Genomic DNA, 19,598 nt, shown 5'->3' on the forward strand with positions numbered 1-19,598 from the left:
AACGGCTCCCGGCCGAGCCGAACCCCTGCCCCTCGTCACGGTCAGAGAGAGAGCTATGTCCCGTAACCGAATGATCGCCGCCGCCCTCGTGGGCGTGCTGGCCACGGTCACCCTCAACGTGGCGCCAGCACACGCCACGATCAGCGGCCAGACGGCATCCAACACCGCCACCACCGTCACCTACCGATACCAGTACACCGGCGCACCCGCGTGGCGCCGCGTCTACGTGGACACCGACCGCAACGCGGCCACCGGGTTCGCCACCGCCGGCATCGGAGCGGACTACCTGCTGGAGAACGGCACCCTGTACCGGCACGCCGGCAGCGGCTGGAACTGGGCCGTGGTCACCGCCGTCACCCACACCAACGGCGGCGGCACCGCGAGCTGGACCGTCAACCGCGCCGACCTCGGCGAGACCGCGACACCCAACGACGCCGACCTGGTCTTCCAGACCGAGGCGCCGCTGGACACCTCGGCCCGGTACACCCACGTCTACAGCGGCTCCGGCAACGGCGGCGGCACGGTGACGTACCAGCCGGACACCGCCGACATCGCCAACCCGGAGCGCGGCTTCTACCACCACACCGGCGACTGCGACGTCAACGACTTCAATCTCGCCACCTTGCAGGGCTACCGCACCAGCCAGCAGACCACGCTCGTGATGTGCGTGTTCTACCTCGCCGCGTTCAAGAACGCGCCGATCAGCGCGGCGGCACTCGCCCAGTTCCAGCAGCAGGCCGACACCGTGCGCGCCGCCGGGCTGAAGATGATCCTGCGGTTCGCGTACACCACCTCCACCAGCGGCGACGACGCCCCGCTCAGCCGCGTGCTGTCACACCTCGACCAGCTCGCGCCGTACCTCAGCGCCAACAGCGACGTCATCCACGTCATGCAGGCCGGCTTCATCGGCGCGTGGGGCGAGTGGTGGTACACGCAGAACTTCGGCAACGAAGGCAACGTGACCCAGGCCGACTGGGCCAACCGCAAGGCCGTGGTGGACAAGCTCCTCAGTGTGCTGCCGGCGAACCGCATGGTCCAACTGCGCACCCCCAAGTTCAAGCGCACGATGTACGGCACCGGCGCACTGACGCCCGGCCAGGCGTACAACGGCACCGCGCTCGCCCGCCTCGGTCACCACAACGACTGCTTCCTCGCCAGCCCCGACGACCTCGGCACCTACGAGAACATTGCGGTCGAGTACCCGTACCTGGCGGCCGAGACCCAGTTCGTGCCGATGGGCGGCGAGACCTGTCAGCCCAACCCGCCGCGCTCACAGTGCCCGACCGCGCTACAGGAACTCGGCCAGTTCCACTGGAACTACCTCAACGCCGACTACCGCGCGGAGGTGCTCAACGGCTGGACCAGCGGTGGCTGCATGACCAACGTGCGCCGTAACCTCGGCCACCGGTTCACCCTCACCCAGGGCACGTACCCGGCCACCGCGACGGCCGGCGGCAGCCTGGCAGTCCAGTTCACCGTGCAGAACGCGGGCTGGGCCGCGCCGTTCAACCCGCGCGGTCTCACCCTCGTGCTGCGCAACACCGCGACGGGTGCCGTCCACTCGAGGGCGCTCAGTGCCGATCCGCGCCGCTGGGCCGCGGGCACGTCCACCACGGTCAACCAGTCCGTCTCGCTGGCGGGCGTGCCGTCGGGCAGTTACCGGCTGCTGCTCAGCCTCCCCGACCCGCGTCCGGGGCTCGCCACCCGGCCCGAGTACGCCATCCGGCTGGCCAACACCAACGTGTGGGAGCCCAGCACCGGCTACAACGACCTGCTGCACTCGGTGGTTGTCCGATGAGTCACGTCACGCGGGAGATCGTCAGCCAGCCCGATTGTTGGCGGCGGGCCATCGGGCTCGTCGCCGAGGTCGGCCACCTGCTCCCGGAACCGGGCCAGCGGAGCGCCGTCATCGGTTGCGGCACGTCCTGGTTCGTCGCCCAGGCGTACGCCCGACTGCGGGAAGCCGCCGGGCACGGCGAGACGGACGCGTTCACCGCGTCGGAGTTTCCCGCCGAGCGCGGCTACGACGCCGTCGTCGCGATCACCCGCTCGGGTACGACCACCGAGGTGCTGGACGCCGTCCGGGGCCGTACGGCCACCGTGATCCTCGCCGATCCGCACACTCCGGCTGCCGACCTGGCGGTGGGCGTGATCGCGCTCCCGTGGGCCGACGAGCGGTCGGTCGTGCAGACCCGCTTCGCGACCACCGCGCTCGCGTTGCTCAGCGCGCATGTCGGCGCACCACCCGACCCGGCGGCGACGGAGAAGGTGGTGGCCGCGCCGCTCCCACTCGATCCGTCCGCCGTGGAGCAGGTCACGTTTCTGGGCGCCGGCTGGACGGTGGGACTGGCACACGAGGCGGCCCTCAAATGCCGGGAAGCGGCCGGGTTGTGGACCGAGTCCTACCCCGCGATGGAGTACCGGCACGGACCGATCGCGATCGCCGCACCCCGCCGGGCGGTGTGGATGTTCGGGGATCCGCCCGCCGGCCTCGCCGAGCAGATCGGCCGGACCGGCGCCACGTTCGTGAACACCGGACGCGACCCGTTCGCCGACCTGGTGGTGGCGCAGCGTTTCGCGGTCGAGGCCGCCGCTCACCACGGCCTCGACCCCGACGTGCCACGCAACCTGACCCGCTCGGTGGTACTGCGGTGACCGGTAGCGGGGACGTGGTCGTGGCTGTGGACGTCGGTGGCACCCACGTCAAGTGCGCGCTCGTCGACACCCGGGGCGACCGGCGGCACCGCGAGCGGCATCCGACCGGTGCCGAGCGGGGACCGGAAGCCGTCGTCGCCACGATCCTCGACATCGTGCGTACGCTTGCCGACCGCGCCCGCGCGCAGGGACTGGTGCCCCAGGCGGTCGGTGTCGCGGTACCCGGGGTGGTGGACGAGGTCGAAGGGGTCGCGCAGCATGCCGCCAACCTGCCGCTGCGCGACGTACCCCTGCGGAAGCTGGTCGCCGAACACGTTGAGCTGCCCACCGTGCTCGGCCACGACGTGCGTGCCGGCGGTCTCGCCGAGGCCCGCCTCGGCGCCGGGCAGCACACGACGCACATGCTCTTCGTACCGATCGGCACCGGCATCGCCGCCGCCTACCTGACGGGTGGCGCGGTGCTGACCGGTGCCGGCGCGGCCGGTGAACTCGGGCATGTGGTCGTCCGACCCGATGGCCCACGATGCGCTTGTGGCGGTCGCGGCTGTCTGGAGGCGGTCGCGTCCGCCGCCGCGATCGCACGTCGGGCCGGGATGCCGGCACCCGAGGTCGTGGCTCGGGCGGTCGCCGGAGATCCTGCCGCAGCCGATATCTGGCGCGATGCCGTCCGCGCCCTCGCCGACGGATTGCTGACCGCCCAGGCGCTGCTGGATCCGGAGGTCATCGTCCTGGGCGGCGGACTTTCCCACGCGGGTGACGCCCTGCTCGGACCGGTACGTGCCGAAGTCCTCGACCGGCTGACCTTGTACCGCGAACCGCAGATCCTGCGCGCGTCATTCGGTGACGAAGCAGGCTGTCTCGGCGCAGGGCTCCTCGCCCTCGACCACTGGCAGGGCCGCACAGAATGATGGGGAAGCCGGCCGGGTCGGGGCGTGGCGGAGATTGTCCGGCGGCCTGGTCTCCCGTTCCGATCGCGAGCGGCCGCCGGTCCGGAACAGGTCCGGACCGGCGGCCGGCGGGGGACCGGTGTGGCGGTTACGGTACGGCGACGTCCGGCGTGCCGTCCCGGTCGAGCGTGGTCGGGCTGGCCGGCCCGGCGGCCCGCTGGCATCCGCAAGCCAGTTGAAGAAATATGACGCAAGGTGTCAGGTTTTGGGTGGAGCATAGGTTCATCGGTCGGCGCCGGTGACAGGCGCGGGCAGCGGCACGGATAGATACGGAAAGACAAGGACCGCCATGCGCGAAACCCCGGAAGATCTCGAAGAGCTTCAAGCCCTCCTTGACGCCTCCCTCGCCCGCTCCACCTCCCACCTCCGCTCGATCATCAATACCGCGCGTACACTGAACGCGGAACAGCTCACCCAGGTCCTCACCGGCATGTGCACCCTGGCTCTGTCCACCGTGACGGCGAAGGGCGAGCCGCGGATCAGTGGTGTGGACGGGCACTTCCTGCGCGGCAAGTGGTACTTCGGCACGGCGCGCGACGCGGCCAAGGCGCGCCACCTCGCGGCGCGGCCCGCCGTCAGCGCCGCGCATATGCGGGGTGAGGACCTCGGTGTCTTCACGCACGGCAAGGTGGAGATCCTCAACCCCCAGAACGGCGATCGGGCCACGGACTGGCCGGACGTGCTCGCCTACTTGAAGGACTTCTACGGCGACGACCTCTTCGACTGGGACAACGAAGTGGTCTACTACCGGTTGCATCCGCACTGGATGACCGTCTATGCCCCCGACATGGCAAAGCTCACCGTGGCGTCCCAGCCCTGATCCGCAGCGGGGCCTTCCCCGGACTGAGGTTCGCTGTCGCCACCGTCGTCCGCACCCGGCCGTTGACGCCCGCGCATAGTGCGACCTTGACGCAACCCGAGTTCGTGATGGGCGGGCTCGTCCTGCCGAGTCAGTCGTCAGCGCTGCGCGGGTCAGCCAAGCGCCGGCGAATCGGACGGGGTTGTCGGTCGCTGTCCGAGCACGCGGTAGCGGAGGTGTACGACGCCGTTGCGGAATCGGCGCTCATCGAGGAGTTCGAGGTCTGCGCGCATGCCGGTCGGCAGCCCTGGCTTACCCCCGCCGACGACAATCGGCAGGACGAACAGCTGGCATTCGTCGACCAGCCCGGCCTGGAAAGCCTGCGTCGCGAGGTTGGCGCCTCCTACGGTGAGGTCGCTGCTGGCCGTGGCCTTCAGGTCGTGTACTGCGGCGGGGTCGAAACGGCGTTCGAGTCGGGTGTCGGCCGTTGACACCGTGGTGAGGGTCGTGGAGTACACGACTTTGCTCGCCGCCTGCCAGGCGCTCGCGAAGTCGGCCATGAGGTCGGACTGCGCGGCCAGAGTGGCGTCGGTCTCCCAGACGGCCATCGCCTCGTACAGGCGCCGGCCGTAGAGGAACGTGCCCACGGACCGCAGGAGGTCGGTGGTGAACGCGAACACCTCCTCGTCGAGGGGGAACCAGGCGAACACACCCCGCTCGTCCTCGATGTAGCCGTCAAGCGACACGTTCGTCACGTAGATGAGCTTGCCCATGCCGTTACCTCTCGATGGTCGATCGAACCAAATCAAGTTTCGGGCCGTCTCACGACTCCCCTGTCCGGGAGGCCACACCGACTGCGCCCACCTGTTCTACGAACGTCCTGCGGCAGATCCGACACCCTGCCGTAAACGTTCCCAGACTCCCGCCGCTCGGCGCCCGCGATCGAGAAGCACCCGTGCTCGCTGGCACCCGCGATCGCCGACCTCGGGCGATGGGAGACCCACGACCAGCGAGCCCGGACCGTCAGGCTGCACGACTCGCTGCCGGCTGCGCTGCGGCACAACCGCACGCAGGCGTTCCTGCGGCTGCTCGGCCGTGACGGCGACACCGTCGGGCCTCTCATCCAGTACCTGAATACCTCGATCGTGACCACGAACGAGGCGGTGCTCGCAGCTACCGGCGGTCGGTACCGGGCGACGGCGCAACGGTCCGAAGCGATGTCGCCGGGCCGGCTGGCGTTCACGTGGTTTCCCGAGGACGAAGCCGACTGCGTGCAGCGGGACTTCGTCGTCCTGGTCAACCCCGGGACCCGGGCGGCGGGGTAGCGGCAGCGGGCTAGTGAGGATGAGCGGTCCCGCGACCGTGATGGCCCTGCGCGGGCTGGTGGCGTTGGCGAGCAGTCCGCCGAGCGCGCTGAGGATGGCGATGGCCCACTGCTGAGCTGAGGAGTGACAACCACAGCCGACCGTCACGTCACCAGAGGGTGCGGGCGTCAGGACGCCGGCACTGTTCGGCTGGATACGAACCCTCGCGAGGAAATTCCCGAGGCTCTGCCAGATTCTGCTGCCTACACTCAGCCGGTGATGAAGGGGCGCTTCGTTGACGACGGACGGTGGCTGGCCGGTTTCTCCGGTGAGTTCGTCGTGCGATGCGCCCGGTGCGGCGCGGCGGCGAAGGTCTCGCGGGAATGGGACGGTGCCGGACGGACCTGGAGGCCGGCGACAGTTGCCTGCGTGACCTGTGGGTTCTCCCGCCGACAGCACAGGTCGGCCGGCTGTGAATGTGGCCGTTGCCGACGTTACCTCCCCCACAGTTGGGCGGGGCCGGTGGTCATCAGCGTGCGGCAGCGGTGCGGCCACTGCGGCCGCCGGATGTACGTCGAACGCCGGGCGAAAGCGGCGCCGCAGCACCGCTTCGTCACTCTGCACTGCGACGGCTGCGGTACGGCGACCAACGTGAGCTATGAGTTGCGTCCGGTGATGGTGCCCGCAGCCCTGGTGGACAACTGCTTCGGTCTGCCACTGTGGCTACAGACCCCGTGCGCCGGTCACACGTTGTGGGCCTTCAATCCGCGCCACCTCGCTTACCTCAAGGAGTTTCTGCAGGCCGGCCTCCGAGAACGGCACGGCACGGCGAACGCCTCGGTGGTGTCCCGACTGCCCGGCTGGCTCAAACAGGCCAAGCACCGGGGCGAGGCACTGCGTGCGGTCGAGCGTCTTGAACGCCTGCTCGTGCCCTGAAATCCGGCGACCGGCAGTCGCGGCCGTTCACAACCTGGGTCGGCCCGCCAGCCGCGCTGTCGGCGCGTACGACGCTGACAGCGCGGGGGCGGGCCGCAGGGCGGTATCCGTACGGCCGCTGATGCGGGTCAGAGCCCATCCCAGAAGGTCAACCGGTGCGCGGCGGTCCGGTCGAACTGGCCTACCCGGTCGAGGTCCAGGCCCTGGACGTACGGGTGAAGCCGCCATGCCGGTAGTCCGTGGGCGTTCGGGTTGCCCGTGGCGGCGAACCGTGCCCAGTAGCCGATCATTCGGTCGCCGAGTCGACGCTGCTTCTTGGTGAGCGGGGCGGAATCCCACGACGGGTCGAAGAGGAACGGCAGCTCCGAGCCGTGCGAAGCCATCGGCTCCACCTGGTCGTCGGGGTACGGGAACAGTTGCGGCGCGGTCCGGTCGAGGAACTCGTAGGAGTAGACCGGTACGTGCCGGGCCAGCAGTCGGTCGGTGTCCCGCGCCTGCCTCGCCCAGTCGAGGTCGCTCATCACGGCGGCAGCGCTCTGGATGGGTACGTCGCCGGGCGGGTAGGCGGCCAGGACGGCCGGTGCCCGTTCCCCGAAGATCTGGGTGATGCCATCGACGTACTGCGCGGCGGTGAGGTTCGGAAACATCATCGACGCGAACATGGTGCCCTCGTCCCGGGTGATGCCGGACAGGATCGGCACCCGGTGGAAGCGTCCCTCGGCGAAGACTGTTGCCGGGTCTTCTGGTAGCACGGTGTTGCCGTATCCGGGGAGCGGAAGTGAGGGCTGGGCGAGGAGTTCCAGCACCGACTTACCCCTGAGGCAGGAGACATCAGGGCAGGAGACCTGGTCGGCGATCATCTGCCCGTGCCCCTCGTGCGCCGAGGTAGGGACCCAGAGTGGCACGTTCAGGACCGGCGGCAGGTCGCCCTGGCTCCAACACGGGGTACTCTGCGTGATCGCGCGGTGGAACAGGCCGGCCGAGGCCGGGGAGGTGAGCTGGGCGCATACCGAGTGCGCGCCCGCTGACTCGCCAGCGAGCGTGACGTTGTTCGGATCACCGCCGAACGCGGACACGTTGCGCCGTACCCACCGCAGCGCCGCCTGCTGGTCCTCCAGGCCGAACGCGCCGCCGTTCGACAGCCCCGGGTGACCGAAGAAGCCGAAGATCCCGAGCCGGTAGTTGAGGGTAACCACGACGACGTCGCCGCGCGTGGCGAGGCGGGTGGCGTCGTAGTCGCTGCCGGCACCCTTCGTCAGGCTGCCGCCATGCAGCCAGACCAGCACCGGCTTGCGGCGGTGGGATGAGGCGCCACGCGGAGCGGTCACGTTGAGATAGAGACAATCCTCGCTGTCACTGGCCGGCAGACCCCAGTTGTCAGCCGTCTGGGCGCACCGGTTGCCAGGCCGTGTCGCCGCACGGACGCCGGCCCACCGTTCGACGGGTTGCGGCGAGCGCCAGCGCAGCTCGCCGACGGGTGCCGCGGCGTAGGGAATGCCCTGGAAGAGCCGATGATCATGACGCACCGTACCGGCTATCCAGCCCGCGTCGGTGCGCACGTTGCCGGGCCCGGCGGCCGCCAGCGCGGGCGTGGGCGCCGGCAGGGCCAGGAGCGCGACGACGGTCGCGATTGTCGTCAGGATTCGCATGTGCTCAAGGTGTCATCCGACCAGCGGCGGCCGGAATGAGGTTTCCTACCCGGAGAGGTGTACCTACCCCCACCCCCGACGTCGTTGTCACGGCCAGGCCGTGAAACGCAGCGCCACCGAGACGACAGCCCCGATCAATCCATCAGAACACCTGGGCCAGACCCTGCCGAAGGATCAGCCGTTGAAGTCGGAGACGATCCAGGCACGGTCGAAGCGCCGCGCCTTCAGGTCCTCATTAGCCATCACGTAGTTGAGCACGACGCCGACGTGGCCGAAGTCCTCCGGGTCGACCGAATCCTCGTCCAGATAAAGATTGGCGAGCACGTTCCGGGTACTGGGCGAGCCCGCGATGTCGAAACCGCCACCGGTACTACATTCGCTGTACCCGCCGATCGCGCCGATGCAGTCGTCGTGGCCGGGCAGGCCCCACTCGATCTCGCCGAAGATGCGCTCGTCGTACCGGCTCTCGCCGATGTCGATCGCGCTTTCTGTGCGGCTGCTCGGAAGGCTCCACGCACAGATGCCGTGCAGTGCGAACCTTTCGTACCCCTCCCACGGGGCGTCGCCGGGGAAGGTTCGTTCAACGACCGGCGTGCCGGCCGGGACATAGAGCACCCGGGCATCCTCGGGGCTGATGTCCGCCTCGGTGAAGAAGAGCAGGTGACCGTCAGCGGGCAGAGCGATGTCGTGCGAGCCGGCCGGAATCATCGACAGGTCGATGGTTGCCAGGAACACCAGGCCGTCGGGCCAGTCCATCGACTCGGGCAGCGAAGGCTGACCGCCGAAGTAGCCGACCACCGGGCCGTCACAGTTGCGGTGCAACTCAAGGCACGGGCGGGCGAGTTGCAGCCACCAGTCGACGACATCATCCGGGATATCCCGCTTCCGGGCAGCCTCACGAAAGTCATCTCGAAGATCCACATCGAGCATTCTGCCTCTGACGGCAGGACCGCCGCCTACCCGGGCCCGCTCCAGCGGCATCACGGCGACGAGCGGATGGCCGCCCTCGACGCGGAGTGCGAGCGGCTCGTCGGTCTCGGCGCCACCCGCCTGCGCCGTGACGAGCCGGGCGCCTCCCACCAGCGCGGGCTAGATCGTGATGGCCGATCCGGAGGGAGACGAGTTCTGCCTGGACCGAACGACCACCTGGAGCTGAAGGACTACCTGAAGCTGGCCCTGACCGCGACCCTCCTGGGCGTACTACCCCGCCGCTGACCCGGTCGCACCGCGCGGCGTTCATCGCGTCCCGTCGACCCACCAGAGCTGGCCCGAGCCGTTGTCCAGACCCGCCGCGAGTCGCCGCCCGTCCGGACTGAACGCCAACGAGTACGCGGCGTCGGAGGCGACCAACGGGTTCCCGACGGGCCGGCGGGTGGCCACGTCCCAGATGGTGATCCTGTTGTCGACCGCAGCCGCGACCATCGAGCCGTCCGGGCTGAAGACGACCTCCAGGATGCTGCCGGAGTTTCCGGTCAGCGGCGGACCGAGCTGGCGTTGGGAGCCGACGTCCCAGAACCGGATCGTACGGTCGTGCCCGCCGGTCACCAGGGTCCTGCCGTCCGGGCTGAACGCGAGCGCCTCCACGCCCATCCCGTCGTTGCCGGGTCCCTCGGTGTGCCCGATCAGCGCCCGACCGTACTGCTTCCGGCGTGCCACGTCCCACAGCTCGACGACGTTGTTCTGGTGACCCAGGGCGACGAGCCGGCCGTCCGGCCTGAGCGCGGTTCCCCAGACGGTGTACCGGGTGGTCTGCACCTCCGCGACCCGCTTTCGGGTCGCCGGATTCCACACCGTGAAGGCGTTGCGGTCGCCCGAGGTGACGAGGGTCCGACCGTCCCGGCTCATCGACAGTTCGATCATGAAGGTACGGGGTGTGCGCAGGGCAGCTCCCGCGAACCGTCGGCTGGCAAGGTCGTACCAGCGGATCCCGTGCTTCTCGTCCTGGATCAACAGGCTCCGACTGTCGCCGGAGAAGACCAGGTCGCCCACGAAGGCACCCGCGCTGATCGGTTCGCCGATCGGCTGGCCGGTGCCGCTGTCCCAGATCTGCACCAGCGAGGTGCCGCCATTCGCGGCGACCAGCCGGCCGTCCGGGCTGAACGTGATGTCGCGGAGGTAGTCGAAGGGTCGGCTGCCGAGGAGCGGGCCGGTGAAGGGCATGCCGCTGGCCGCAGGCGTACCCGTCGGGGACGGTGACGGGGTGGGACCGGCGGGCAGTCCGCCGGCTTGGACAGCCGGTGTGACAGGCGGCGTCACGGCCAGGATGCTCTCCGGTCCACTGGCCAGCGCGAGCAGGCCGGTCGCCGCCGCTCCGCCGAGGATGCGGCGCAGCATGACCCGGTCGACGGCCGGCGCGGACCGTACCCGCCGACGCCAGGGTGGCCAGGTCCGGCGTACCCGATCCGGTGACGTCGTGGTCGGCGTCCCCGGCGCGGTCGTGGTCGTGGTCGCTGCCGGGACGGCCGCGATCGGCACGGCCGCGACAGGCGTGGGCGCGATCGGCACGGCCGTGACGGGGGTGGCCGTGGCGGGTACGGCGGTGACAGGGACGGCCGGCACCGCCGTCGACGTCTCGACCGGCCGGTGGGGCCCGGCCGGCGGCCGTGGTCGAGCCACCTCGCTGCCGGTCGGCGTGTGCCCGCTGCCCGTCGGCGCGTGCACGCTGCCCAGGGCGACGACCAGTTCCGGCTGCTCGATGACGGTCGGCGCGACGCCGAGGGCCCGGTGCAGCAGGCTGGCGACCAGCGGCATCCGGCTGGCCCCACCCACCAGATAGACGCGGTCGATCGAGGAGACCCGCGCGGCGTCCAGCACGGCGCGGGTGGTGGCGACGGTACGATCCAGCACCGGTCGGGCCAGGTCGTCGAGTTGTTCCCGGCCGAGCGGTGCGTCGGTGTCGAGGAGCGGAATGTGGATCGGGGCCACCGGGTGCCGGGTGAGCATCTCCTTGGCTGCCCGTACGTCGTCCCAGAGTTGCCGGTTCGCCCGCCGATCGGTCGCGCTGCTCGGCTGGGTCAGCCGCTGCCACAGCTCGGGATGCGCCGGGGCGTACACGTCGGCGAGGGAGGCGACGACCGCCGCGTCGACGTCCAGCCCGCCGACGTCGCCCCGCCCGTGCGAGGCGAGCACCGTCCAGCCGGTACCGGAGCGGCGGACCCCGGTGCCGGAGCGGCGCACCACCGAGGCGTCGAAGGTGCCCGCGCCGAGGTCGTAGACGACCGCGACGGAACCGGGGCCCGACCAGCCCGGATCCGCCCGCGAGAAGTACGCCGCCGCTGCGACCGGCTCGGATACCAGCCTGACCTGTTCCATTCCGGCCCGGCGGGCGGCCTCGGCGAGCGTCTGCCGGCGGTGCGCTCCCCAGGAGGCGGGATGGGTCAGGGTGACCGTCCCGACCGGGCCGCCCGCGACCCGCTGCGCCTCCTGCGCCACCCGGGCCAGCACCGCCCCGATCAGTGCGGCCACCGGGATCTCCTGGCCGGCCAGCAGCACGTGGCCGTCGTCGATGCGCTGTTTCGGGTGCGGCTCGTACCCGGCCGGGTCCTGCCGGGCCGCGTGGTCGGCGTCCCTGCCGACCAGCAGCTCGCCGCCGCCGGGATTGGCGTAGACGGCCGAGCCCAGTACCGGCCAGCCGTCGAAGAGCAGCGGCAGGACCTGTCCGTCCGGCCGGGTCAGCACCGCCACGGTGTGCGAGGTGCCGAAGTCGATACCGAGGGCTGGTCGGTTGGCCATGCTTCACAGTAGAACCGGGCTCGTGACCTCGGCGTGCGGCAGCGGTGGCTACCGCCGGTCGCCGTCGCGGCGGATCATCAGGATCAACGTGGCCAGGGCGAGCGCCCCCCAGAGCGGCACCCAGCGGGGTTGGTGCTGGGCGAGGGTGCCGACGGCGCCTCCTGCGGCGTAGCAGGAGATCGCGAGAAGCCCCAACAGGGTGCCGGTCCTGGCCCGGGTCCGACCGGCGCCCCGGCCGGTGAGCCAGCGGACGGCGCGCTCACCGGTTTTCGCCGCCGTGCCGGACTGGTACGTGATGGTGGTGGCGATCCCGGCGGTGCGGCTGAACAGCGTCGTCAGGCTTCCCATCGCGAACGCCCCGACTGCGGTGAGCACGATGCGGGCTGCCGCGGCCTCCCGGCCGTACCCGAGGAGCAGGTTGAGGACCGTCCAGAGTGCCAGGGCGAGTTCGGTGACCACGATCCCGGTCAGCGGCGGTGGCCATCGACGTGTCGCCCCGCGCAGCCAGCTCACGATCCCGGCCCCGGCGGCGAAGGCGGCGAGCGAGGCGGCCGCGGCCGGCCACTGCGGGTGCTCGCCGGCAGGTCCGATCCCGAGGAACACGGCATTGCCGGACTGGTTGGCGACGAAGGCGCCGTAGCGGAGGAAGGCGAAGGCATCCAGGGCGCCGGCGATGCCGATGCCGAGTATCAGGGCGAGGAGTGGGTGGCGGAACTCCCGGTACGCGTCCGCCGGGTCGTCCCGGCCGGCCGAGGGTGACGGAGGGCTCAGCGGAGTACGCCTGGATGCGGGGCGGGCCGAGCGGACGCGTGACCGCCGCCGGGCGGCTGCCGTGCCATGTCTCCTCCGTGGGTGTGAGCGCCTTCGACCGACCGTAGCCGGCACATCCCGCCCAGCAGGACGGGTTACCGGCGGGATGCCCCAGGTGGGTGAGAAACCGGCAAGTACCGATAAACCCTCCGAAACGTACGAACCACTGGTTACGCTACAAATCGTCTAATCGACGGTGACGACGACAGCCTGCGAAGGACTGGAAAGTGCATCTCACACCGAGGGAATTCGACAAGCTGACGATCCACTCGATGGCGATGGTGGCCAACGCCCGGAAGGCGAGAGGGCTGAAGCTCAACCACCCGGAGGCGGTGGCGGTCATCTCCGCGGCGGCCCTGGAGGGGGCCCGGGAGGGCAAGACCGTCGAGGAGGTCATGAACGACGCCCGCAAGGTGCTCAAGGCGGACGACGTGATACCCGGGGTGGCGGACATGATCGCGATGATCCAGGTGGAGGCGGTCTTCACCGACGGATCGCGGCTGATCACGGTCCACTCACCCATCCAGTAGCGCAGCGAGCGGGAAATCGATCTCCAACGGAGCGGGGGAGAGATGGCGAAGCAGCACCCAGGTCCGAATTCCAAGCACCTTCGACCCATCGGCGGCTACAAGCTGAGCGACCAGCCGCTGGAACTCAACGCCGGGCGGCCGGTGACCGAGCTTGCCGTGCACAACACCGGTGACCGGCCCATCCAGGTGGGTTCGCACTTCCACTTCTTCGAGGTCAACCGGCACCTTGAGTTCGACCGGCCGGCGGCCTTCGGCAAGCGCCTGAACATTCCGGCCACGACGTCCGTCCGGTTCGAGCCGGGGGACCGGAAGACCGTGCAGTTGGTCCCCTTCGGTGGCCTCCAGCGGGTGTACGGGTTCAACGGCCTGGTCCAGGGATGGACCGGAGAGGGCCCGATCCCGGGCTACCGACCGGATCGCGCCGAGGCGATCCACAACGCCGAGACGCGCGGCTTCAAGTCCAACGCGCCGCAGGAACAGGGCAAGGGCAAGAAGCAGTAGCAACCATTTTCCAGGCGTGAGCCGCTGGGCTGGACGGGCGACGATGAGTCAGATATCGCGACAAGAATATTCCGGGATGTACGGCCCGACGACGGGCGACCAGATCCGGCTGGGCGACACCGACCTCTACATCGAGATCGAGAAAGACCTCCGGGTCCTCGGTGACGAGGTGATGTACGGCGGCGGCAAGACCCTGCGGGACGGCATGGGCAGCAGCAGCGAGGCCACCAACTCCGAGGGCGTGGTGGACCTGGTGATCACCAACGTCACCGTGCTCGACGCGCTGCTCGGGGTCGTCAAGGCGGACGTCGGGATCAAGGACGGCAGGATCGCCGGGGTCGGGAAGGCCGGCAACCCGGACATCATGGATGGCGTCACTCCGGGCCTGGTGACCGGACCGGGTACCGACGCGATCTCCGGCGAGCACCTGATCCTGACCGCGGGCGGCATCGACGCGCACGTACACCTGCTCACCCCGGCGCAGGCGTACGCGGCGCTCAGCAACGGGGTGACCACGCTGTGGGGCGGCGGCACCGGTCCGACCGACAGCAGCAACGGCGTCACCATCACGCCCGGGCCGTGGAACATCCACAACATGATGCGGGCCTTCGAGAACGTGCCGATCAACATCGGTCTGCTGGGCAAGGGCAACAGCAGCGGGCGGCTGCCGCTGGTCGAGCAGATTCTCGCCGGAGTCCCGAGCTTCAAAATCCACGAGGACTGGGGCGCGCCGCCGGCCGTACTCCGGACCTGCCTGGCCGTCGCCGACGAGTTCGACGTGCAGGTCAGCCTGCACACCGACACCCTCAACGAGAGCGGCTACATCGAGGACAGCATCGCCGCGTTCGAGGGCCGGACCGTGCACAGCTTCCACACCGAGGGTGCCGGCGGCGGACACGCGCCGGACATCATCAAGCTCGCCGGCATGATGAACGTGCTGCCCGCCTCGACGACGCCGACCGTGCCGTACGGCATCAACAGCCAGTCCGAGCTGTACGACATGATCATGGTCTGCCACAACTTCAACCCCCAGGTCCCCTCCGACGTGGCCTTCGTCGAGAGCCGGATCCGCACCGAGACGATCGCCGCCGAGGACGTGTTGCTGGACGAGGGCGTCATCTCGATGATGCAGAGCGACTCGCAGGCGATGGGCCGGATCGGCGAGACCTGGCTGCGCACGATCCAGCTCGCCGGCCAGATGAAGAACGTCCGGGGCAAGCTCGCCGAGGACTCCGCCGGCAACGACAACTTCCGGGTACTCCGGTACGTCGCCAAGATGACCATCAACCCGGCCATCACCCAGGGTGCGTCGCACGTCATCGGGTCGATCGCCCCGGGCAAGCTGGCCGACCTCGTACTCTGGGAGCCCGCCTTCTTCGGCGCGAAGCCCAAGCTGGTGCTCAAGAACGGCATGATCGCGTGGTCGATCATGGGTGACCCGAACGCGTCGCTGCCCACGCCGCAGCCGATCTACTACCGGGAGGCGTTCGGCGCCTCCGGCTCGCAGGTGGCGAAGAACTGCGTGACGTTCGTGTCGAAGGCCGCCCACGACTGCGGCATCGCCGAGCAACTGGGCCTGCGCCGCCAGGTGATGCCGGTCTACCGCTGCCGCAACCTCACCAAGCGGGACATGGTCCGCAACGACCGCACCCCGAAGCTCGAGGTCGACCCGGAGACCTTCGCGGTGAAGATGGACGGCGAGCACGCGACCGTCCCGGCCGCCAGGAACCTCCCCCTCGGCCAGCTCTACTTCTTCAGCTGACCCCGCGCACCCGCCTCGGACCCGACCGTGGTGGACCGCGCGGGAAAGGAGAACACATGCTCGTCGAAACCGTGCTCGGCAACGTCGGTGAGCCGGACTGGACCGAGCGGCTGCGCGGGGCCCGGGTCGACGACCTCGTCCTCGACCAGTGGGACGCCCAGAAGAGCCGGCTGCGCCGGACGACCAGCCTCGGCACCGAACTGGCGCTGTCGCTGGCCCGGGGCGTACGGCTGCGCGACGGCGACATCCTCGCCTGGGACGACCACACCGCGACGGCGGTGGTGGCGCGGATCGCCCTCGGTGAGGTGATGGTCGTGCACCTGGACACGTTGCACGGCGAGTCGCCCGAGATGGTGATCCGGTCGGCCGTCGAGCTCGGTCACGCGATCGGCAACCAGCACTGGCCGGCGGTGGTGAAGGGCAGCAGGATGTACGTCCCGCTCACCGTCGACCGCAAGGTGATGGACTCGGTGATGCGGACCCACGCGTTCACCGGCCTCACCCACGAGTTCATTCCCGGGACCGAGATCATCGCCTATCTGGCCCCCCACGAGTCGCGGCGGCTGTTCGGCGGGGCGGAGTCGACCCCGCACTCGCACCTGCCCGCCGGCCTGAACTGAGGACGGCCGGCATGCCCAGCATGGCCGAGGCGCTGCGGTTGTTGCAGTTCGGCGACTCGGTCTTCCCGGTCGGCGCCTTCGCGTTCTCCAACGGGCTGGAGATGGCCGTCCAGCACGAGGTCGTACACGACCGGAGCACCCTTCAGGAGTTCGTCCGGACGGTCACCCGGGCGGCCGCCACCAGCGACGGTGTCGGGATGCTCGCCGGGCATCGGAGTGCCCTCGCCGGTGACCTCGACCGGATCCGGCGGGCGGACGAGGCCGTCCACGTACGCAAGATCAACGAAGAGATGCGGACCATGACGGTCCGGATGGGGCGCAAGCTGGCCGAGGCCGCCAACCGGATCGTCGGCGAGTCGCTGCTGAGGAAGCGGGCCGGGGAGGCCGGCAACGGGATCCCGGTGACCTATCCGGTGGCGCTCGGTGTGCTCTTCGCCGACCTCGGCGTCGGCGAGGAGGAGGCCTTCGCGGCCCACCAGTACGGGGTGGCGTCGATGGTGCTGGGTGCGGCCGTCCGGCTGATCCGGGTGGACCATCTCGACGCCCAGTCGATCCTCTTCGCGGTCAACGAGAAGGTGGCCGACGACTACCAGGAGTGCCGGAGCGCGACCCTCGACGACATGCAGGCCTTCACCCCGCATCTCGACATCCTGGCGGGCGCGCACCAGCACGCACACGTACGGATGTTCATGAGCTGAGCGGGGCGACGCCGGCCCCCGACGTGCCTTTCCCGGCCACTGGTTCGAGAGGAATGACCACGATGAAGTCAGCAAGTCGTATCGGTGTGGGTGGCCCGGTGGGCAGCGGCAAGACCGCGATCATCGAGGCGGTCGTGCCCCGCCTGGTGGCGCAGGGCCTCCGGATACTCGTGATCACGAACGACGTGGTCACCACCGAGGACGCGAAGCACGTCCGGCGGGCGTTGACCGGAGTACTCGTCGAGGAGCGGATCGTCGGGGTGGAGACCGGCGCCTGCCCGCACACGGCGGTGCGGGAGGACCCGAGCATGAACCTGGCGGCCGTCGAGGACATGGAGGCCCGGTTCCCCGACAGCGACGTCGTGCTCATCGAGAGCGGTGGCGACAACCTCACGCTGACCTTCAGCCCCGCCCTGGTCGACTACTTCGTCTACGTGATCGACGTCGCGGCCGGCGACAAGATCCCGCGCAAGAACGGGCCCGGGATCTCCAAGTCCGACATCCTGGTGATCAACAAGACCGACCTGGCCCCGTACGTCGACGCCGACCTCGACGTGATGGCCCGGGACGCGGAGCTGATGCGGGGCGGCAAGCCCTTCGTCTTCACCAACTGCAAGACCGGCGAGGGCATCGACGAGCTGATCGCCCTGGTCCGCCGCAACGCGCTCTTCGATGCCGAAGTACTCACATGACCTGCCTGGACACCGCCCGCGAACTGGGGCCCTACCAGGACCAGCCGGCCCAGTTGCCGGCCGCGTCGAACGGCAAGGTCGGGGTACTCCGGCTCGGCTTCACCCGGCGCGGCGACCGGACCGTGCTGGGCGACCTCTACCGGCAGTCGCCGCTGCTGGTGCAGCGGGCGCTGTACTGGGACGAGGAGATGCCCGACCTGCCCTGCGTCATGATCCTCACCACCTCCGGAGGCGTACTCCAGGGCGACCGGCTGCACCTCGACATCGAGCTGGGTCCGGACGCCCAGGCACACGTCGTCACCCAGGCCGCCACCAAGATCCAGGAGATGGACGCCAACTACGGCACCCAGAGCCAGCGCCTCACCCTCGCCGAGAACGCCTATCTGGAGTTCCTCCCCGAACCGGTGATCCCGTTCCGGCACAGCCGATTCGTCTCCGACACCCGGGTACGGCTGCCGGAGAGCGCGACCCTGCTCTACGCCGAGGTCCTCCAGCCGGGCCGGAAGTACTACCGCGACGGGGAACTCTTCGCCTACGACCTCTTCTCCGCCGCACTGCGCGCGGAGCGGCTCGACGGCCGCGAACTCTTCGTGGAGAAGTTCGTGATCACCCCCGCCCGGTTCCCGGTCACCCGGCTCGGGATGATGGACCGCTTCCACGTCTTCGGCAACGTCGTGCTGCTGACCAGCCCCGAACGGGCGGCCCGGGTCCTCGCGCGGACCGCCGCACCGGTCTGGGACGAGGAGACCCCGCTGGCCAGCGCCGTCAACCGGCTGCCCAACGACGCCGGTCTGGTCTGCAAGGTCCTCGGCCAGGAGACCGAACCGGTCCGGGCCGCGGTACGCGCCTTCTGCGTCGCCGCCCGCGAAGAGGTGACCGGGTGCACCTTCCCGCCGGCCTTCAGCTGGCGCTGACGTGACGGGACTCTGACGTGCCCGACATCGCGCGCCGCTGGGACGACCTGGGCGACCACAACAGCCTGGTCGAGTTCGTCGACGCCTGCCTGCGCGGGGTGGCCCAGGTGGTACTCCAGAACAACCCGCTGACCGGCCTGCTCATCCTCGTCGCGGTCGGCTGGGGAGCGGTCGAGAACGGGCAGCCCCGGATCCTCGGCGGCGCGGTCGTCGGACTGGTCGTCGGCACCGCGACCGCGCTGGCGCTCCAGGTCGACCGCGCCTCCTGGCGCAAGGGACTGTACGGCTTCAGCCCGGTGCTGACCGGCATCGCGATCCCGACGTTCCTCGACCACCGGCCGCTGATGTGGCTCTATCTGGTGCTCGGCGCGGCGGCGACCACGGTGGTCACGCTGGCGCTGAACGCCGTCTTCAAGCGCTGGGGACTCACCGCCTTCACCTTCCCGTTCGTGCTCACCACCTGGGTCCTGCTGATGGCCGCGTACCAGTTCGACCGGTTCACCGTGCTGACCCGGTTGCAGCCGACGTTCCCCGGCGAGGGCCGGCACGCCACCGGCTCCTTCGACTGGGACCTGGTGCCGACCTTCCTGCGCGGGATCTCGCAGGTCTTCCTGACCGACAGTTGGGTCAGCGGCCTGATCATCGTGCTCGGCCTGCTGGTCAACTCCCGCTGGTCGGCCCTTTTCGCCGTCGTCGGCAGCGCCGGTGCGACGCTGCTGGCGCTCTGGTTCGGCGCCGACGGTGCTTCGCTGGAGAAGGGACTCTTCGGGTTCAACGCGGTCCTGACGGCGATCGCCGTGGGCGCGGTGCTGCATCGACCGGGCGTCGCGGTGACCGGGTACACGCTGTTCGGGATCGCTCTGACGCTCTTCGTCCAGATGGCGCTGACCACCGTACTCACCCCGCTGGGCATCCCGGTGCTGACCGGGCCGTTCAACATCGCCACCTGGCTGCTGTTGCTGCCCGAGCGGCACTTCGCGCCCGTACCGAACCACGAGCGGGTCCGGGACACCGTCGTCTCCGTGCTGCGGCGCTCCGTCTGAAGCCCG

The 19,598-nt window shown here is 69.8% G+C and carries 18 protein-coding genes and 1 pseudogene; 14 read left to right on the top strand and 5 right to left on the bottom strand.

What is annotated here, in order from left to right; all coding sequences use genetic code 11:
- The first annotated feature begins 55 nt into the window (after positions 1-55).
- The 4 genes from C6W10_RS11795 to C6W10_RS11805 all read left to right on the top strand — a co-directional run bounded on the left by C6W10_RS11795 (position 56) and on the right by C6W10_RS11805 (position 4,422).
- Positions 56-1,798, top strand: a complete 1,743-nt coding sequence (locus tag C6W10_RS11795; protein WP_107258101.1) for a DUF4832 domain-containing protein — start codon at positions 56-58, stop codon at positions 1,796-1,798.
- Positions 1,795-2,655 (top strand): SIS domain-containing protein, encoded by an 861-nt coding sequence (locus C6W10_RS38480; protein ID WP_234361713.1) that lies wholly within the window; start codon positions 1,795-1,797, stop codon positions 2,653-2,655. The genes C6W10_RS11795 and C6W10_RS38480 overlap by 4 nt, the downstream gene beginning before the upstream one ends.
- Entirely contained in the window at positions 2,652-3,563 is a 912-nt protein-coding gene (locus C6W10_RS11800; protein WP_234361714.1) for an ROK family protein, read from the top strand. The genes C6W10_RS38480 and C6W10_RS11800 overlap by 4 nt, the downstream gene beginning before the upstream one ends.
- A gap of 328 nt (positions 3,564-3,891) precedes the next feature.
- On the top strand, positions 3,892-4,422 hold the full coding sequence (locus C6W10_RS11805; protein ID WP_107258102.1) for a pyridoxamine 5'-phosphate oxidase family protein: 531 nt from the start codon (positions 3,892-3,894) through the stop codon (positions 4,420-4,422).
- Between the two features lie 152 nt (positions 4,423-4,574).
- Here C6W10_RS11805 and C6W10_RS11810 read toward each other — a convergent pair whose 3' ends face one another.
- Positions 4,575-5,174: a dihydrofolate reductase family protein gene (locus C6W10_RS11810; RefSeq protein WP_107258103.1), complete on the bottom strand. Its 600-nt coding sequence runs from the start codon at positions 5,172-5,174 to the stop codon at positions 4,575-4,577.
- A 372-nt stretch (positions 5,175-5,546) separates the two neighbouring features.
- Between C6W10_RS11810 and C6W10_RS37240 the strand changes: the two genes are divergently transcribed.
- Together C6W10_RS37240 and C6W10_RS11820 are read left to right on the top strand one after the other, a co-directional pair.
- Positions 5,547-5,726 (top strand): hypothetical protein, encoded by a 180-nt coding sequence (locus C6W10_RS37240; RefSeq protein WP_159104550.1) that lies wholly within the window; start codon positions 5,547-5,549, stop codon positions 5,724-5,726.
- Positions 5,727-6,227: 501 nt separating this feature from the next.
- Positions 6,228-6,641 (top strand): hypothetical protein, encoded by a 414-nt coding sequence (locus C6W10_RS11820; RefSeq protein WP_107258105.1) that lies wholly within the window; start codon positions 6,228-6,230, stop codon positions 6,639-6,641.
- Between the two features lie 128 nt (positions 6,642-6,769).
- Here C6W10_RS11820 and C6W10_RS11825 read toward each other — a convergent pair whose 3' ends face one another.
- The 4 genes from C6W10_RS11825 to C6W10_RS11850 all read right to left on the bottom strand — a co-directional run bounded on the left by C6W10_RS11825 (position 6,770) and on the right by C6W10_RS11850 (position 12,907).
- A complete protein-coding gene (locus tag C6W10_RS11825) occupies positions 6,770-8,290 on the bottom strand; it encodes a carboxylesterase/lipase family protein (RefSeq protein ID WP_107258106.1) in 1,521 nt (506 codons plus the stop codon).
- Positions 8,291-8,464: 174 nt separating this feature from the next.
- Positions 8,465-9,370, bottom strand: a complete 906-nt coding sequence (locus C6W10_RS11830; protein WP_199853914.1) for a YwqG family protein — start codon at positions 9,368-9,370, stop codon at positions 8,465-8,467.
- A 156-nt stretch (positions 9,371-9,526) separates the two neighbouring features.
- Positions 9,527-12,022 (bottom strand): Hsp70 family protein, encoded by a 2,496-nt coding sequence (locus tag C6W10_RS11845; protein WP_107258108.1) that lies wholly within the window; start codon positions 12,020-12,022, stop codon positions 9,527-9,529.
- A gap of 48 nt (positions 12,023-12,070) precedes the next feature.
- The gene (locus C6W10_RS11850; RefSeq protein ID WP_234361715.1) at positions 12,071-12,907 is read right to left on the bottom strand and encodes a YoaK family protein; all 837 of its coding nucleotides are present in this window, start codon (positions 12,905-12,907) and stop codon (positions 12,071-12,073) included.
- A gap of 152 nt (positions 12,908-13,059) precedes the next feature.
- Here C6W10_RS11850 and C6W10_RS11855 point away from each other — a divergent pair, with 152 nt between their 5' ends.
- The 8 genes and pseudogenes from C6W10_RS11855 (at position 13,060) to yut (ending at position 19,592) form a co-directional block, all read left to right on the top strand.
- Positions 13,060-13,362, top strand: coding sequence for an urease subunit gamma (locus C6W10_RS11855; protein ID WP_107258109.1), 303 nt, complete (start codon positions 13,060-13,062; stop codon positions 13,360-13,362).
- A 42-nt stretch (positions 13,363-13,404) separates the two neighbouring features.
- Positions 13,405-13,740 (top strand): annotated as a pseudogene (locus C6W10_RS11860) (urease subunit beta); the annotation flags it as partial.
- Positions 13,741-13,906: 166 nt separating this feature from the next.
- On the top strand, positions 13,907-15,625 hold the full coding sequence (locus C6W10_RS11865) for an urease subunit alpha (RefSeq protein WP_107258111.1): 1,719 nt from the start codon (positions 13,907-13,909) through the stop codon (positions 15,623-15,625).
- Between the two features lie 56 nt (positions 15,626-15,681).
- Positions 15,682-16,245 carry an urease accessory protein UreE gene (gene ureE, locus C6W10_RS11870; protein ID WP_107258112.1) on the top strand — a complete coding sequence of 188 codons (564 nt, stop codon included), beginning with the start codon at positions 15,682-15,684 and terminating at the stop codon, positions 16,243-16,245.
- Between the two features lie 11 nt (positions 16,246-16,256).
- A complete protein-coding gene (locus C6W10_RS11875) occupies positions 16,257-16,943 on the top strand; it encodes an urease accessory protein UreF (RefSeq protein ID WP_107258113.1) in 687 nt (228 codons plus the stop codon).
- A gap of 62 nt (positions 16,944-17,005) precedes the next feature.
- Complete coding sequence (gene ureG, locus C6W10_RS11880) at positions 17,006-17,635, top strand: urease accessory protein UreG (RefSeq protein WP_107263875.1); 630 nt, start codon at positions 17,006-17,008, stop codon at positions 17,633-17,635.
- Entirely contained in the window at positions 17,632-18,549 is a 918-nt protein-coding gene (locus tag C6W10_RS11885) for an urease accessory protein UreD (RefSeq protein WP_107258114.1), read from the top strand. The genes ureG and C6W10_RS11885 overlap by 4 nt, the downstream gene beginning before the upstream one ends.
- Before the next feature lie 17 nt (positions 18,550-18,566).
- A complete protein-coding gene (yut, locus tag C6W10_RS11890) occupies positions 18,567-19,592 on the top strand; it encodes an urea transporter (RefSeq protein ID WP_107258115.1) in 1,026 nt (341 codons plus the stop codon).
- Positions 19,593-19,598: the final 6 nt, after the last annotated feature.

It is taken from the genome of Plantactinospora sp. BB1 (genome assembly GCF_003030385.1).
Classification (GTDB): domain Bacteria; phylum Actinomycetota; class Actinomycetes; order Mycobacteriales; family Micromonosporaceae; genus Plantactinospora.

Bases quoted from the DNA above. Each gene is read 5' to 3' on its own strand.
- C6W10_RS11795 (WP_107258101.1), top strand. From the start codon at position 56: ATGTCCCGTAACCGAATGATCGCCGCCGCCCTCGTGGGCGTGCTGGCC.
- C6W10_RS38480 (WP_234361713.1), top strand. From the start codon at position 1,795: ATGAGTCACGTCACGCGGGAGATCGTCAGCCAGCCCGATTGTTGGCGG.
- C6W10_RS11805 (WP_107258102.1), top strand. From the start codon at position 3,892: ATGCGCGAAACCCCGGAAGATCTCGAAGAGCTTCAAGCCCTCCTTGAC.
- C6W10_RS11810 (WP_107258103.1), bottom strand. From the start codon at position 5,174: ATGGGCAAGCTCATCTACGTGACGAACGTGTCGCTTGACGGCTACATC.
- C6W10_RS11825 (WP_107258106.1), bottom strand. From the start codon at position 8,290: ATGCGAATCCTGACGACAATCGCGACCGTCGTCGCGCTCCTGGCCCTG.
- C6W10_RS11845 (WP_107258108.1), bottom strand. From the start codon at position 12,022: ATGGCCAACCGACCAGCCCTCGGTATCGACTTCGGCACCTCGCACACC.
- C6W10_RS11865 (WP_107258111.1), top strand. From the start codon at position 13,907: ATGAGTCAGATATCGCGACAAGAATATTCCGGGATGTACGGCCCGACG.
- ureE (WP_107258112.1), top strand. From the start codon at position 15,682: ATGCTCGTCGAAACCGTGCTCGGCAACGTCGGTGAGCCGGACTGGACC.
- C6W10_RS11875 (WP_107258113.1), top strand. From the start codon at position 16,257: ATGCCCAGCATGGCCGAGGCGCTGCGGTTGTTGCAGTTCGGCGACTCG.
- ureG (WP_107263875.1), top strand. From the start codon at position 17,006: ATGAAGTCAGCAAGTCGTATCGGTGTGGGTGGCCCGGTGGGCAGCGGC.
- C6W10_RS11885 (WP_107258114.1), top strand. From the start codon at position 17,632: ATGACCTGCCTGGACACCGCCCGCGAACTGGGGCCCTACCAGGACCAG.